The following is a 14709-nucleotide window of genomic DNA, read 5'->3' as shown; positions in this document are numbered from 1 at the left end:
GAATTGTGATTTTCTTTCTGTTAACATGCAGCTTGCCTTCCTTTGCGAGTTCAGACAATATTGCGCCCAAGGCTAAGATCTCTGCCTCAACGGAACTCGGGATGTCTTATGCTGCAGGCAACGTAGCAGACAGAATAGTTGGGGTAGATGGTTTAGGCGAATGGGCCTGTGAAGGCCAAACCGCAGATTGGGGTTATATACGCCTGCCATGGGTACAATTAGAGTGGGATTCGGCCCAATTGATTGACAAAATCGTTTTATTTGACAGGGCTAGTTTGGTACATAATATAAGCAGCGCCAAAATAGTTTTTAGTGACGGCACCACGGAAAGTATCCATCAAATACCGGCTGATGGTGTCGGGATTGCTGTTCGATTTGCCGCCAGGAGAACAAAATGGATTCGTATTATAGCCACAGACGGCATTGGTCGAGATTTAGGGTTTTCAGAAATAGAAGTATATCTGTCGTCTCTGCAATTTACTGACTACGTTGCACAGGTAGATCCTTATATTGAGACAACACGTGGGCGATATGAATATTTTATCACTGGTAGTATGCCGTTTGGTATGATTACAGCGGCACCCCTCACCCGAAATAAACACCAGTTTGGTGGAGGGTACAATTATAACGATAAAGAAATTCTGGGCTTTCAGCAAATACATACCTGGATGATGTCAGGAATTGAAATCATGCCTGCCACTACTGCTCAATATCCGGCAGATGGAAGACAGGCATGGAAATCTGCCTTCAGCCATGATGATGAAATTGTACAACCGGGTTATCATCGCGTTTTATTGCAACAAAATAAGATCTGGGTAGAACAAACAGCTACAGATAGAGTGAGCTTTTATAAATTTCGGTACACCCGCTCCTCAAATGCCCGTATTATTATGGATATGGGCAGCAGTGTTATAAACTGTTCAACCATGGAAGATGCGGAAGTGAGAAAAGTTAATGACCGCGAAATTGAAGGAGTTTTTCATAGCCGAAAAAGATTTTGGGGAGGGCCCTCTGATATACCTGTATTTTTTGTGATACAATTTGATAAGCCATTTAAATCGTTGGATGCATGGAGCACCAGTAAAACGGTTCAAAAAGAGAACGTGAATGATATCAAAGGCGATAGCATTGTACTTGGTGCTGAATACAACTTGAACGCTGGAGAAATTGTGCAAATGAAAATTGCCATTTCTTACACTTCGATTGAAAATGCCCGCAACAATCTGAACGAGGAATGCACTACCTGGAATTTCGATGAAGTACGTAACCATTCAAAAACGGTCTGGAACAACTGGCTGGGGAGGATTGCCGTTAAAGGAGGTTCGCAGCAACAACGCACAAAGTTTTATACAGACCTCTGGCATGTATTATTGGGACGCCAGAAAATAAATGATGTATCTGGCGACTACCCCGACCGTACCGAAATCATCAAACGCTTTGGGAGACGCGATGCTCATTATGATGCGGGCTTCAAAATAAAAACCGTTCCCAAACTTTCTGATGGTAAACTGAAATTCAATATGTATCTCTCCGATGCTTTTTGGTTAACCCAATGGAACATCAACCTGCTTTGGTCAATGGCGTGGCCTGAGTTGATGGACGATTTTTCAGCATCATTAATCGAATATGCCAACAATGGAAATTTATTGCCAAGGGGACCATTTGCCGGTGGTTATTCGTTTATAATGACCGGTAATCCTGCAGCCAATTTCATCAGCAGTACGCACATGAAAGGACTGATCAAAAAGACAAATCCGCTCCATGCTTTTAACATGGTAAAGCAAAATCAGATGCCCGGCGGTATGCTTGATGGAGGTAATAAACCCAATGTAGCGTTTTATATAGAAAAAGGTTGGTGGCCGGGAAACGCAGGTATTACCATTGAAGCCTCATTCCAGGATTTCGGCACTGCGCAAATGGCAGCCAAATTAGGTAGAACGGAAGATTATCAATATTTCAAAAAGCGTTCACACAATTGGGAAAGTTGTTTTGACACGGTTAGTAAGCTTATTCTCCCCAAGAATAAAGACGGGAAATTTTTACACAACGACCCACTGAGTGGCGTTGGCTGGGTAGAGTCGAATGCCTGGCAGGCTACATGGGGCGTATCACATGATATCACAAAGCTTGTAAAGTTGATGGGCGGAAAGGATAGTTTTTGCAATCGCTTGAACTATGCCTTTGAACAAGCGAAGCCTTTCGATTTTGTCGCATCTTATGGAAATGGATATGTTAGTTATGCGAACCAGCCCGGCTGCTCCAATGCACATGTGTTTAGTTATGCAGGTAAACCCTGGCTTACCCAGTATTGGGTGCGCCAGGTACAAAGACAAACATATGGCGGTACTACGCCAGATCTTGGATATGGCGGACATGATGAAGACGAAGGTCAAATGGGCGCTGTAAGCGCTTTAATGTCAATTGGCTTGTTCGATATTATGGGCGGAGAAGCACAACAACCAGTATATGAAATCACATCACCTATTTTTGATGAAGTTGTAATTACGTTAAACAAAAATTATTACAAAGGCGAAAAATTTGTGATCCGTTGTTTTAACAACAGCACTGCTAATTGTTATATCCAGTCAGCCACGCTTAATGGCAAAAAGCTGAATGCCTTTTGGTTTCCTCATGAAAGCTTTGCCAGTGGGGGATATCTTAATTTGTGGATGGGTCCAAAACCTAATAAGCATTGGGGAACCGGACAGCTACCACCTGCCTGCAATCAGCCTTAAAAGAAATCATTGCTACTTGTAACATCAAACGTTTAAATGGAAGCAATCAATTAGCTATAGACATTTAAACTGAAATGGGACGCTTGAACTCTATATCTAACCATTAATTATGGGTTGATCTTTAGAAGCAATTCATTGTGCTTATGACAAAGAAAATATTCTTCTCCTTGCTGTTGTGGCCGCTGTTTGTCACTGCACAAAAATTTACTGTTGTTGCTAATAATACAAATCCAACTGTTGCATTCAGCATTGCTGAATTGAAAAAATTGCTTCATCCTGAAACCGGATTTACATATACCCCTCACCGATCATCAGCAGATTGGGTCATTAGCTTGAAAAGCAATTCATCATTACCTGAATGCGCTTTTGCAATAAAATGTTTTACCAAAAACAAAAAGCAATACGTTGAATTAACGGGCGCTACGGACAAGGATATTCCCTGTGCCGTATATACATTGCTGGAAAAAGCAGGCTATACTTTTGAATTTGGCAGTTATACACTAGGCGGAAAAATCAATAAGGCAGCCATTCAACATTATTCTGATACAATCGTTCCATTGGTAAAATATCGTGGCATTCGCCAGCATATCAATTTCCCGATGGATATTTCTTCCTACTCATTGCCCGATGCCAAGGAGTACATCCGCAACCTTGCAAGAATGCGGTTTAATTTTATCGCCTTCCACAGCTACCCCGGTCAGTGGTATGAGTTAAAGAAAAAAGATACAGTAGAATACGCCGGTAAATTTTTCTATGGCGACCGGCATGACATACCTGACAATGCACTTCTTAAAAAGAAGGTGCACAACAAAAAAACATTCTGCATTCCTGAAATCGAACCTTGGTTCGATACGATTCCCAAACGCAGCCAGATGGCTATGCAATGGCTGCATGAAGTAATGAGCGAAGCAAAACGAGTGGGCATGAAGCTGCAGTTTTCCTTTGAACCCCGCAACAAGAGCACCGATGTGCAATCGACTTTAGATGCTATGCAGCAGATCTTCAAACGATATCCTCAAATTGATGTCATGGAAATGATCACCGAGGAAGGCGGTGGTTGGGGCCCGCGCAATACAGCTGATGAAACGAAAACCATTCTTACTTCTTTTTTTGGTAAAGAAATTTTAAACGATACCGTATTGACGTCGCCCATACAAGCCGTACAGTCAGACCTGGGTTATATCTATGGGCAGATTGGACATATCCTGAAAGCCATGGATGTTGCCAAACGGCAGAAAATGAAACTGCCGTCTTTAAAGCTCGGTATTTATTGCACCAATCAATACAATGTTGCAGCTTATCATCTGGCAAGGAAGTTTTTACCGGCAGACAGGATTTGCATTCTGCCTGCACATGGCAGTGCCTATGTGGCCAAAGCAACGCCCAAAGTATTGCAGAACGAAGATAACTGGGCCAATTCTACTATTTATTCCTGGCTGGAGTTCGACGGCATGATGTACCTGCAGCAAGATGCCATCAATGGTATCCATCAATTATTTGAAGGGCAGCCTTCTGATTCAGGTCCATACAGGATTAACACCATAGCCTTCAATCATTGGCGCACAGAGGAAAATAAGATCACTGCCCGCTATGCCGCATTGGCTACATTGTATGGGGCTGAAGTTCCTGCGATCTTTTATAAAGAATATGCAAAGCGTATCGGTATTTCCTCTCCAGATACATTTGGTAATGCTATGCTGCTGCTGCAAAAGGCATTCAGTGCCCACACTTCTAATATTGGTTTTGCCTGGAAGGGTTATTGGCGTAACGGGTTCAACTTTGTTTCCAATAATGAATTGAAAAATATGATGCAGCTATACGGAGAGGCAAGGCAGGAATTGGGTAAATGTGCTGCAGGCAATAAAACTCCGTATGCACAGCAAACAGTAGCTTTTCTCGACAACCGGTTAAGGGCTACCATCATCTACCTGCAGGCATTTAGGAAGGCTAATGAACTAAAGGAGCCGGGTATTAGCAACGATCAGTACAATGCCATAAGCAACGACGTGTTGGCCCTTTTTGAAGAGTGTATGAAGGTCTATGCCGAAATGATGCCCGATCGTGGCTGTGAAGGCACGCTGATCAATCTGTATCTTTCTCCAGTGCAAGGCATTAAGATATCCCGGCAAAAGAAAACCGGTGTGCCGTTGGATGAACCGCTAAAACCAGGTACGCACTTCGATGCGCCGGCGCCACCAATATTCAAAGAAGGCAATTAGGCCAAAGTATAGTCTCAGGAAACGGTGAAGCTGAAAGAGTAAGCTTAGAATGAATAGTGGTATGTGAATGATATAAAAAGAAAATAGTCATTGCTAGGCTGTTATAGATTCAAGACTTTATCTTAAATCTAAAGTCATTTGGTTCAGAATCTCTAAATAGTTGCCGCTTTTGCTTAGGTAGAACTTCCTGATTAAAAGCCTGCAGAATGCCTATTCTGCAGGCTTTTGGTTTTAAATGGACATGAATTTACTCCATCTGCTGCCATTATGTGTTTGTTGGTCAGCGCCTTGTGCTATCGCGGGATGCCTCTTCTTCAAAACTCCCGAGTCTAAATCTCCGTCTCGATGGCAATGGCTTCTTTTCCCAATTTCGTTGGGGTTGGGCACAAGTAATCGTGACATGGAATTGGCCAGCACAAAACCCTGCCGGTTATGCGCTTCGCAAAATGACGGTTTTTATACGCAAAGTGTTATTATCTGGCTAGAAGTGTTCAACTATCTTGCTTCAATATATTTCTTCAATGTCGGGAGAGATGTGTCAACTTGCTATTCAAAGTAATTGTACATCCTTAACAAATTTCTTTTCAGGATTTGTGTCATAGTCGAGTCCAGAACAATCGCACATCCCCGCATATTGTGGTAATAGTTGTAACAGGTTTAAATGGCTGGATAAGGAATTAATACTGATGCGGCAATGGGTAGATGATTTTTGATTCTTCCATATTCAGCGTATTCCAGGCAATTGGAAAAAGGCTAATGACCTGGAATTCCTATCGGCAAAACACGCTTTCGTACACCCAAATGTATACTTGGTCCATTTTCAAATAATATCAAGTACGGCAATTTTAATTTCATTTTTAACGAAACACAATTAGAACCATTTATGCGATCGAAACTTTTGCTTGCTGTTTTTTGCATGATTGTATCCTTGCTGGGTTACAGTCAGAATTCACCGGGAATAGAGGTTTCTGGAACGGTTAAAGACGAAAAGGGGAGCTCCCTTCAAGGTATAACTGTATCCGAAAAAGGAACCAAAAACGCCGCGCAAACCAATGCGGCCGGTGCCTTTACTATTTCAATAAGAAAAGGCGGCGTATTGATTTTTACGGGCATTGGATTTCAGGCCAGAGAATATAATGTTTCAGGGACTGGAAATATTCAGGTTATTCTAACACAAACAGCAAAAGAACTATCAGATGTTGTGGTGGTAGGATATGGTACGCAAAGGAAAACAAATATGACAGGCGCAATCGAAACGATCAGCGCTAAGGCATTGGAAAATCGCCCGGTAACCAGTGCCGCGGCCCTGTTGCAGGGCGTAGCTCCCAGCTTGGTAGTTAGCACACCAGGTGGTGGTAACACACCCGGCTCAAGGCCTACTGTCCAAATCAGGGGGCAAGCTGCATTAGGTAGCACTACAGAACCCCTGGTGGTGATCGATGGTATCCCTGCGGGTATGGGAGACTTCAATATGTTGAACCCCAATGATATTGAAAGCGTATCGGTGTTGAAAGATGCCGCTGCATCTGCTATATATGGTGCCCGCGCACCTTACGGTGTACTGGTTGTTACTACCAAAATGGGTAAGAAAAATGAAAAGCCTTCCTTTACGTATAGTGGGAACTTTGCAAATGTTTCTAATGTGAGAATGCCTCACACTACTGACTCTTACACTTTCGCGCTCTCCAGGAATCAGGCGCAAGCAAATAGTGGAGCTGCTGATTTTTTCACGCCAGCCGCTTTGGATATCATCCAGGATAATGTAAATAATCCGGGAAAATATACCTATGACCAACTGAATCCTAATAATGGAATTGCATGGAGTAATGCCGCTCAAACATATAACAACAATGATTGGTTTGATATATTGTTTCGTACTTCACGTCGTCAGCAGCATGATTTCTCTGTAAAAGGTGGAACTGATAAGGTCAATTACTTTGTTTCTGCTGGGTTTGTGGATCAACCTGGTGTTTTTAATTTTATAGAAGATATAGACAATTATAAGCGGTATAATATCAATGGCGGATTGGTTGCACAGGTAAATAGCTGGATGAAACTGACCTATCGTACCCGTTATTCATATTCCAAAACATTAGCTCCAACAGGTGAGAATAATGATAGAAACAGGTTCTATCAATTTGCTTACGGCGGATGGCCAACCATCCCGGTAAAAAATACTTCAGGACAATATAGTTCTCTGTCGCGGATTCTCCCGGCAATGGAAGGTGGTAACTCTGATAATAAATCACATCTACTGGATAATATATTAGGGCTGGATCTTGATCTTATGAAAGGATGGACAGCACATGTTGACGGTACCTGGCGTTTGGCGTTTAATGACAACCAGACGCTTCGGAAACCTGTTTATGAAATACAACCTAATGGGGCGCTCACTCCGGTTCAATTTACGGATGTGTCCCAGATATCCAAAGCAACTTCTTTGGGAACATACTGGACCATTCAAGGATATACGGCTTATGAACATAGCCTTGCAAAACATAACTTCAGAGTTCAAGCGGGTGCCCAGGCTGAAGAGAGTAACTCGAAATCCTTGTCTGGTTCTAACCTGAACCTTTACATTATCGATATGCCTTCAATCCATACTTCGTATGGAACAACTCCCACACTTGATGATGCAATAAGCGATTGGGCTACTGCTGGTTTCTTTGGAAGGTTCAATTACAACTATGACAACAGATACTTGCTTGAAGTGAATGGACGATACGATGGTTCCGGCCGTTATTCAGCTGATAAGCGTTGGGGCTTCTTCCCATCAGCATCTGCAGGTTGGAATATGAGTAACGAAAGTTTCTGGGAATCTATTGCACCAATTGTTAACCGTGCTAAACTACGCGGATCATATGGTACCGTGGGTAACCAGGGTAACTCAGCGGGTTATCTGCACGTACCTACGATGACAGGAGGCGCCCAGTCAGCATGGATATTCGACGGCAAACGCCTGCCCTATGTGAATATGCCGGGCATATTGAATATGGAACGCACCTGGGAAAAATTAACCACGGCTGACCTTGGCCTGGAATTAGGCTTCTTCAACAACCGCTTAACCACAGAGTTTGATTATTTCAATAGAAATTCATGGGACATCATCGGGCCGGCTACTCCTATGCCAAATGTATTAGGTGCAAGTGCTCCGGACGTAAATAATGCTGCATTTGTAACCAAAGGTTGGGAAGCGCAAGTGCGTTGGGCTGATAACATCAACAGAAGATGGGATTACAGTGCAGGATTTAACCTGTCAGATGCGATGTCGAAAGTAACCAAATACAATACGACCGTCAACTCTATCAATGGATGGTATGTGGGTAAAGAATTTGGTGAGATCTGGGGATACACTTCGAATCGTTTACTGAATGCAAATGATTTCCCTAATCCTGCTCAGATAACAGCACAACAACCAACCATTAGCCAGAGTAAGATAAATGCCCAATGGTATGCCGGTGACGTGAAGTACGAAGACCTTGATGGTAATAAAGAAATATCTGCAGGCAATTCAACGGTTGAAAACCCCGGCGATTTGCGTAAGATAGGAAACAGTACGCCCCGCTACCGCTTTGGTTTCAACCTTGCTACCGGTTATAGCATTCCCAGAGTAGGACGTTTAGATGTTTCTGCATTCCTTGAAGGTGTAGGCAAGCGAGACTTGTTTATGTCAAGCAGTTATTTTTATTGGGGGAATATGTACACTGGTAGTTCGATTGGTACGGGTATATATCAAGGAAAGCAACTGGACTATTATAGAGATGCCAATAGCAACCCAAGACTTCTTGCGCACCTGGGTGAAAATGTAGATGCTTTTTTCCCAAGACCTTACAATTCAAGTGGTCAAGGTGCTAAAAACTTCCAGACCAGTACCAGGTATATGATCAGTGGCGCCTATATGCGCTTGAAAAACGTGATGGCAACCTATACTTTACCGAATGAGTGGTTACACCACGCGAAAATTCAGAGCTGCCGCTTTTATTTCTCGGCAGAAAACATTGCCGTGTTGTCGAAGCTACCTAATTACATCGATCCTGAGTTTGTGAACGGAGGTCAAATGTATCCGGAACAGGCAACCTATTCATTCGGTGTAAATCTTGGGTTTTAATAGATAATATAAAATAAATCATGAATTATAAATTAATTGAAAAATTGAAAAGAAGATCCCTGATGTGGGGGGCTTCTCTCAGCATAATTTGTTCGCTTGCTTCCTGTAATAAATTTTTGGATAGAGCTCCTCTGGACCAGATATCTACGCCTGAATTTTGGAAAACGCCCCAGGAACTGGATGCCTATATAATAGGTTTATATGATTGGCTGCCCGGACAACTATCTTCAAGCGGGATGGGGTACTATACAGCTGACCAGACATCAGACAATATGATTCTGTCAACGGGTTATGACAAGTTTATGAATGGCGAAAATGCCACAACCCCTGCTACCGGTGGTGCATGGAACTGGACAGCCATACGACAAATCAATACGTTTTTCGATAACTATCAACGTTGTCCGGCGCCGTTTGCGCAGTATCAACAAACCTATGCTGAAGCTTGCTTTTTGAAAGCATTACGTTATCATGGTATGGTGGCTGCTTTTGGTGATGTGCCTTGGTATTCACATGTAATATCAGATAAGGATACTGTAGAATTGTATAAACCGAGAGATTCAAGAGCCTTAGTCGTAGACTCGATCATGGCACTCATTGATACCTCGATAAAGTACCTTAAACCAAGAGCAACAGTTGGTGTAAACAGGATCAATAAAGAAACAGCGCTTATCTATAAATCCCGCGTGGCATTGTATGAGGCAACCTGGGCTAAATATCACGCCGGAACGCCTTCGGCTTCGAGCGTAAATGCCAATAAGCTATTCCAAAAAGCCATAGACGCATACACGCAGTTTAAAACAGACTGTGGCGGGTTTGCAGGTAAACTATATACCACCGGTGGAACACAACAGGCTTATTACAACCTGTTTGGTCAATTTGACTATAAAAATATCCCAGAGGTTACCCTGAGCAAGAACTATTCGCAAGCATTGGGTGTAACCAACCAAGTTGGTTATATAGTATGGCTATATGGTTATGGCGGTTGTTCATACTCTTTTGATATGGTAAAGAGTTACCTGAAAAAAGATGGAACATCGATCGATATTTCAGATACTGTAAATGTAATAACCGCAAAGGGTGCTGCTTCTTTAACCCAGATGGCCAACCTTCTTGATCCCCGATTCAGACAATCTGTGTTTATACCGGGTGATTTGATCAATAATAATACGGTAGGTTATAAAGACTCCCTGTTTAAAGTACCTCAGATGCATAACGGTACAATGGGCTATAATACTATATCCGGATTTGCTCCAAAGAAAGCGCATAACCCTAGTTCGACACTACAAGGCAACTATATCGATCCTGAAATTGCTGGTATAGCTTTCAGAATACCGGAGCTGATGCTCAACTATGTAGAAGCTTATGTTGAGCTGAACGGAAACTTCCCGGATCTTTCTGATAATATAGATTTACTGCGTCAACGTGTGGGGATGCCTACACTGACAAGTGTAAAACCTACAGTTACGGCAAAGTGGCCCAACTACGGCTATGCTATATCAGACGCTTTGGCGATTGTAAGGCAGGAGCGCAGGGTTGAATTGGGCGGTGAAGGTTTTAGATCGGGTGACTGGAAAAGATGGCGTGCTCATAAGTTGTTTGATGGCCAACGTCCAAAAGGCTTTAAGCTTGTTATGGCGGACTATGCTCCATACGCTACTAAACCAAACGTAAAAGTGGATGCACAAGGTTATGTTGATCCATACCAGACTACTTTGCCTGGTGGGTACAGATTCAATGCTGAAAGGGATTATCTGTCTCCTCTTCCATTGGATGACCTTATGCGCAACAAAAAATTGACACAAAATCCAGGGTGGCAGTCTCCTGGTTAAGCAGGGTTTATTTTTAACCTGCTAGAATAAAGGATATTCTGCTTCTATAAAAAAGCAGAATATCCTTTTTCTCTTGTTATGAGCTTATAAAACGCTTGGGAATACCAGGCAGCATACCATTCAGGTGCAGGCTGAAGAAAAGCCAAAGTCTATTTCTATTTTTCACTCTATCATTTATAAATCAAACTCTCGATGACTTTGTTTGTCAAACAATCCATCATAAAACTCATTCTTATTTTATTTGTGGCAGTTGTTGCACCAGTAGCCACCGTGATGGCTGGTACACAGGCTACGTATTACGTAGATCCTGTGAAAGGCAATGATTCTAACAACGGACGTTCTCCGGCAAGGGCGTTTCGAACAATTGAAAAAGCCCGTAATGTTGTTCGAACCATCAATTCGAAAATGACAGGCGATATTTATGTATACCTGAGAGGCGGAATTTACGGCCTCACATCTACGTTGTCTTTTGGTAATGACGATTCAGGAACCAATGGTTTCAACATTATTTATGCTGCTTATAAAGGCGAGAGGCCTGTAATCAGCGGGGGGAAGCAAATCACAGGATGGTCATTATACGATACCAGCCGGAACATTTACAGGGCTTATGCGGGTGGAGACATAGAAACCCGTCAGCTATTTATTAATGGCGTTCGTGCCATCCGTGCCAAAAGCACGGAAGCTCCGTCCTCACTCAATTTCGTTAAAGCTTCCGGTTATACTAACAAAGGCGATGTGTTTGCGAATAGCGGTATTCCCCTGCATCATTGGAAAAATCAGCAGGACATCGAGTTTGTTTATAAAAATGAATGGACAGCACCAAGGATTTGCGTCAATATGATTACCCGCAATGATAGTATAACAACGATAACAATGAAGCAACCCGGTTGGGGGTTTGTAACCAATAAAGGAGGTACTTCTGTCGGCGGTACCCACAACAAAAATGGGCGGCCCTGGTATATTGAAAATGCCTATGAGCTGCTGGATGCAGAAGGAGAATGGTATCTAAACAGGGCAACAGACTCATTCTATTATAAACCAAGAATAGGAGAGAATCTGTCTACTGCGTCAGTTGTAGTACCGGTTATGGAAGAATTAATAAGAGTTCAAGGGGCGGACTCAGTCAATAAAGCTGGCTTTATTCAATTCCGGGGTATTACTTTTTCTTATGCCACGTATTTAAGACCAAACGGGGACCGCGGATTGCCAGATGCTCAAAACAACGTGATGCGTGACGACCAGGGTGAAAGTATCATTGGCGCGGCTGTCAGCCTGAAATATGCACGGTCAATTAAGTTTGACAGAGACATATTCGAGCATCTTGGGGGCACGGGATTAAATATGTACAGCGGTTGCCAGGACAATCTGGTTGTAGGAACCGTATTTACAGATATATCTGGAAATGGCGTGCAGGTTGGCGACTATTCAGGCTTCTTCACTGCTGGAAGTCAGAACTATGCGCAGAACACCGATACGCTTGTTTGGCTTCGTAATAACGATGTGAGCAACAGTTATTTTTACAAAATCGGTGTGGAGTATTTTTCATCTTCGGCCATAGCTGCCACCTTGCCGCAGGATATGGATATTACCCATAACGAAATTAGCAACGTTCCCTATTCAGGTATTCATGTTGGATGGGGATGGGACAGGTTCCCCAACACGATACATCAACGAACAAATATTCAATATAACTATGTCCATGATGTAATGGAGGTATTGAGAGATGGGGGAGCGATCTATACAATGGGGCCAACAAACGGATCTGCTACAAACAAGGGATACATTTCAAACAATTATTGCCATGATGTACTCAATCCATTTGGAGCGTTATATCTGGACGAGGGCAGCAGTTGGTTTGATTTGGCCGACAATGTGGTAAACAACGCACCCAAATACATTCATATCTGGACAAATACGATCCATGATATTAATGCAAACAACACGTATACAAATACTACCGTTTATAAGAATAGTGGCGTTAATACCAATATTACAAACACCATTGTTGTTAGTAACGACAATTGGCCAGCCAATGCACAAACGATTATTAGTAATGCAGGATTGGAAAAGGCTTATGTAAAAATCAAATCTTTTTTGACTGCGGTTCCTGCTGCAGCAAACAACAGGAAGTTTTAAAAGAACCCAGCATCGACTTACGGTTAAAGGTAGCTTGCCTCTTAATTCTTTCTACCACCTTTCCACGAAAGGACAGCTAATAAAGCAAGAAGCAGCCAACCGGAACTATTTAAAAATAAATTGAAGAATACTTATGTAAAAAAGACAGAGGATTGCTATAACTGTATTATTTGCGCGTTGCGGGAATAGGGTTGTCAATTAAAATAAAGAATAACAGTACACAAAAAATAAAGGTTTGGTAATAGGTTCCTGAAAACATAACCGGAAACATTTATGACTATAATATGAATGTAAAATGAACCAAAAGAGAAGAACGCTTTTTGGCAACCTGCTATTATCCTGTTCTTTTCCTGAACGTAATTTAAGACTTGACCTTTTTATTAACTCTCTTGATTTAACTCCAAATGGAGAAATCCTTTTATTTTTTCATGGAAGATTCTCTAATGATTAGGCTGGTTTCCAGCTGTCGGGTTTCAAAATGGGTAACGGGGCGTTTACTTTCAATGATTTGAATTAAAAGTTCTATTGCGGTTTGTCCAATTTCAAATGCTGGTTGGCGAATGACGGTTAATGGGGGAGAGAACAGGTCGCCCAACTGCGTATTGGTAAAACCAGTAAAGCCGACATCAGCTCGTTTCATTTTCATACGCTTAAGAAGTCCAAAGCACACAGTTGTTAAGCGATCGCTGGCCGTAAAAATGGCATCGGGTTTTACTTTCCCTTTAAATAGTGTTGTTAACGCATCTTCTACTTCCTGGGAAATCATACCGCCTCGATGGCAATATTTTACAAGGTTTTCATCAAAAGGGATTTTGTGTTTAGCCAAGGCATCTTTATAACCTTCCAGTCGCTCCTTAGTAATGGATAGGTGAGGAGAGCTGGTAATATGGGCAATCTTTTTGAAGTCCTGGTAAATCAAATGTTCTGTAGCATGATAAGCACCTAAGTAATTATTGGCCACTACCTTATGTGTATCTATCTCATTTGTTATACGGTCAAAGAACACTATGGGCAAGCCTTTTTCATGCAATTCTGTTAAATACGGAATTTCTTCCGACTCGCTGGATAAGGAAACCAATAAGCCATCTACTCCCCGGGAGGCCAGGTGCTGCACATTCACCTTTTCACGCTCCTGGGATTCGTGACTCTGTGTAATAATAACGTGATATCCTCTATTATAGGCAATTGATTCAATACCATTAATGGCTTGCGAAAAGTAGTTGTTGGCTATTTCACTAACCACTATACCAATAGCGCGAGTCCGTCGCTCCTTTAAGCTTAATGCAATTGGGTTAGGCCGGTAATTGATCTTCTCGGCATATTCTAACACCAGCTTTTTTGTTTCTGGGCTGATCTCATAACTACCACGTAGCGCACGGGAAACAGTGGAAGTAGAGAGATTCAAAGCTTTGGCAATATCCTTTATTGTAACGGAGTCAAACTTCATGTCGGGAGCTAGATTTATAGTCTAGAGCAAAAAAGCATTTAAAAGTATTAATTTTTTAGCATTCGAGTTTTCTGCAACAATTGCAAACGTTATCGGGAACGATTGCATAAAAAAAGTCGATAGCCTTCAAATATCTCAATCAGAATAATAGTAGACTTGTTACTGAAAGATTGATTGCGAACAAATTCAAATTGGCTAAAAAGCCTTCCTTTTGCACGATGAGCATTCCTGAGCT

Annotated in this window: 6 protein-coding genes; 5 read left to right on the top strand and 1 reads right to left on the bottom strand. The window is 42.2% G+C overall.

Going from position 1 to position 14709, the window contains the following annotated elements:
• The first annotated feature begins 32 nt into the window (after positions 1–32).
• From SY85_RS03700 to SY85_RS03680, 5 genes are all read left to right on the top strand, one after another.
• On the top strand, positions 33–2735 hold the full coding sequence (locus SY85_RS03700) for a GH92 family glycosyl hydrolase (protein ID WP_226998989.1): 2703 nt from the start codon (positions 33–35) through the stop codon (positions 2733–2735).
• A 143-nt stretch (positions 2736–2878) separates the two neighbouring features.
• Positions 2879–4954, top strand: coding sequence for a hypothetical protein (locus SY85_RS03695; RefSeq protein ID WP_066401862.1), 2076 nt, complete (start codon positions 2879–2881; stop codon positions 4952–4954).
• Between the two features lie 883 nt (positions 4955–5837).
• Positions 5838–9062 carry a SusC/RagA family TonB-linked outer membrane protein gene (locus SY85_RS03690; protein WP_082886279.1) on the top strand — a complete coding sequence of 1075 codons (3225 nt, stop codon included), beginning with the start codon at positions 5838–5840 and terminating at the stop codon, positions 9060–9062.
• Positions 9063–9178: 116 nt separating this feature from the next.
• Positions 9179–10891: a RagB/SusD family nutrient uptake outer membrane protein gene (locus SY85_RS03685; protein WP_236938264.1), complete on the top strand. Its 1713-nt coding sequence runs from the start codon at positions 9179–9181 to the stop codon at positions 10889–10891.
• Positions 10892–11083: 192 nt separating this feature from the next.
• On the top strand, positions 11084–13027 hold the full coding sequence (locus SY85_RS03680; protein ID WP_066401860.1) for a hypothetical protein: 1944 nt from the start codon (positions 11084–11086) through the stop codon (positions 13025–13027).
• A gap of 418 nt (positions 13028–13445) precedes the next feature.
• Here SY85_RS03680 and SY85_RS03675 read toward each other — a convergent pair whose 3' ends face one another.
• Complete coding sequence (locus tag SY85_RS03675) at positions 13446–14474, bottom strand: LacI family DNA-binding transcriptional regulator (RefSeq protein ID WP_066401859.1); 1029 nt, start codon at positions 14472–14474, stop codon at positions 13446–13448.
• Positions 14475–14709 lie beyond the last annotated feature (235 nt).

Origin of the sequence: Flavisolibacter tropicus, assembly GCF_001644645.1 — a bacterium.
GTDB lineage: Bacteria > Bacteroidota > Bacteroidia > Chitinophagales > Chitinophagaceae > Flavisolibacter > Flavisolibacter tropicus.
Note: the sequence above shows the minus strand (reverse complement) of the source record. Positions and strands in the feature narration are given on the sequence as shown.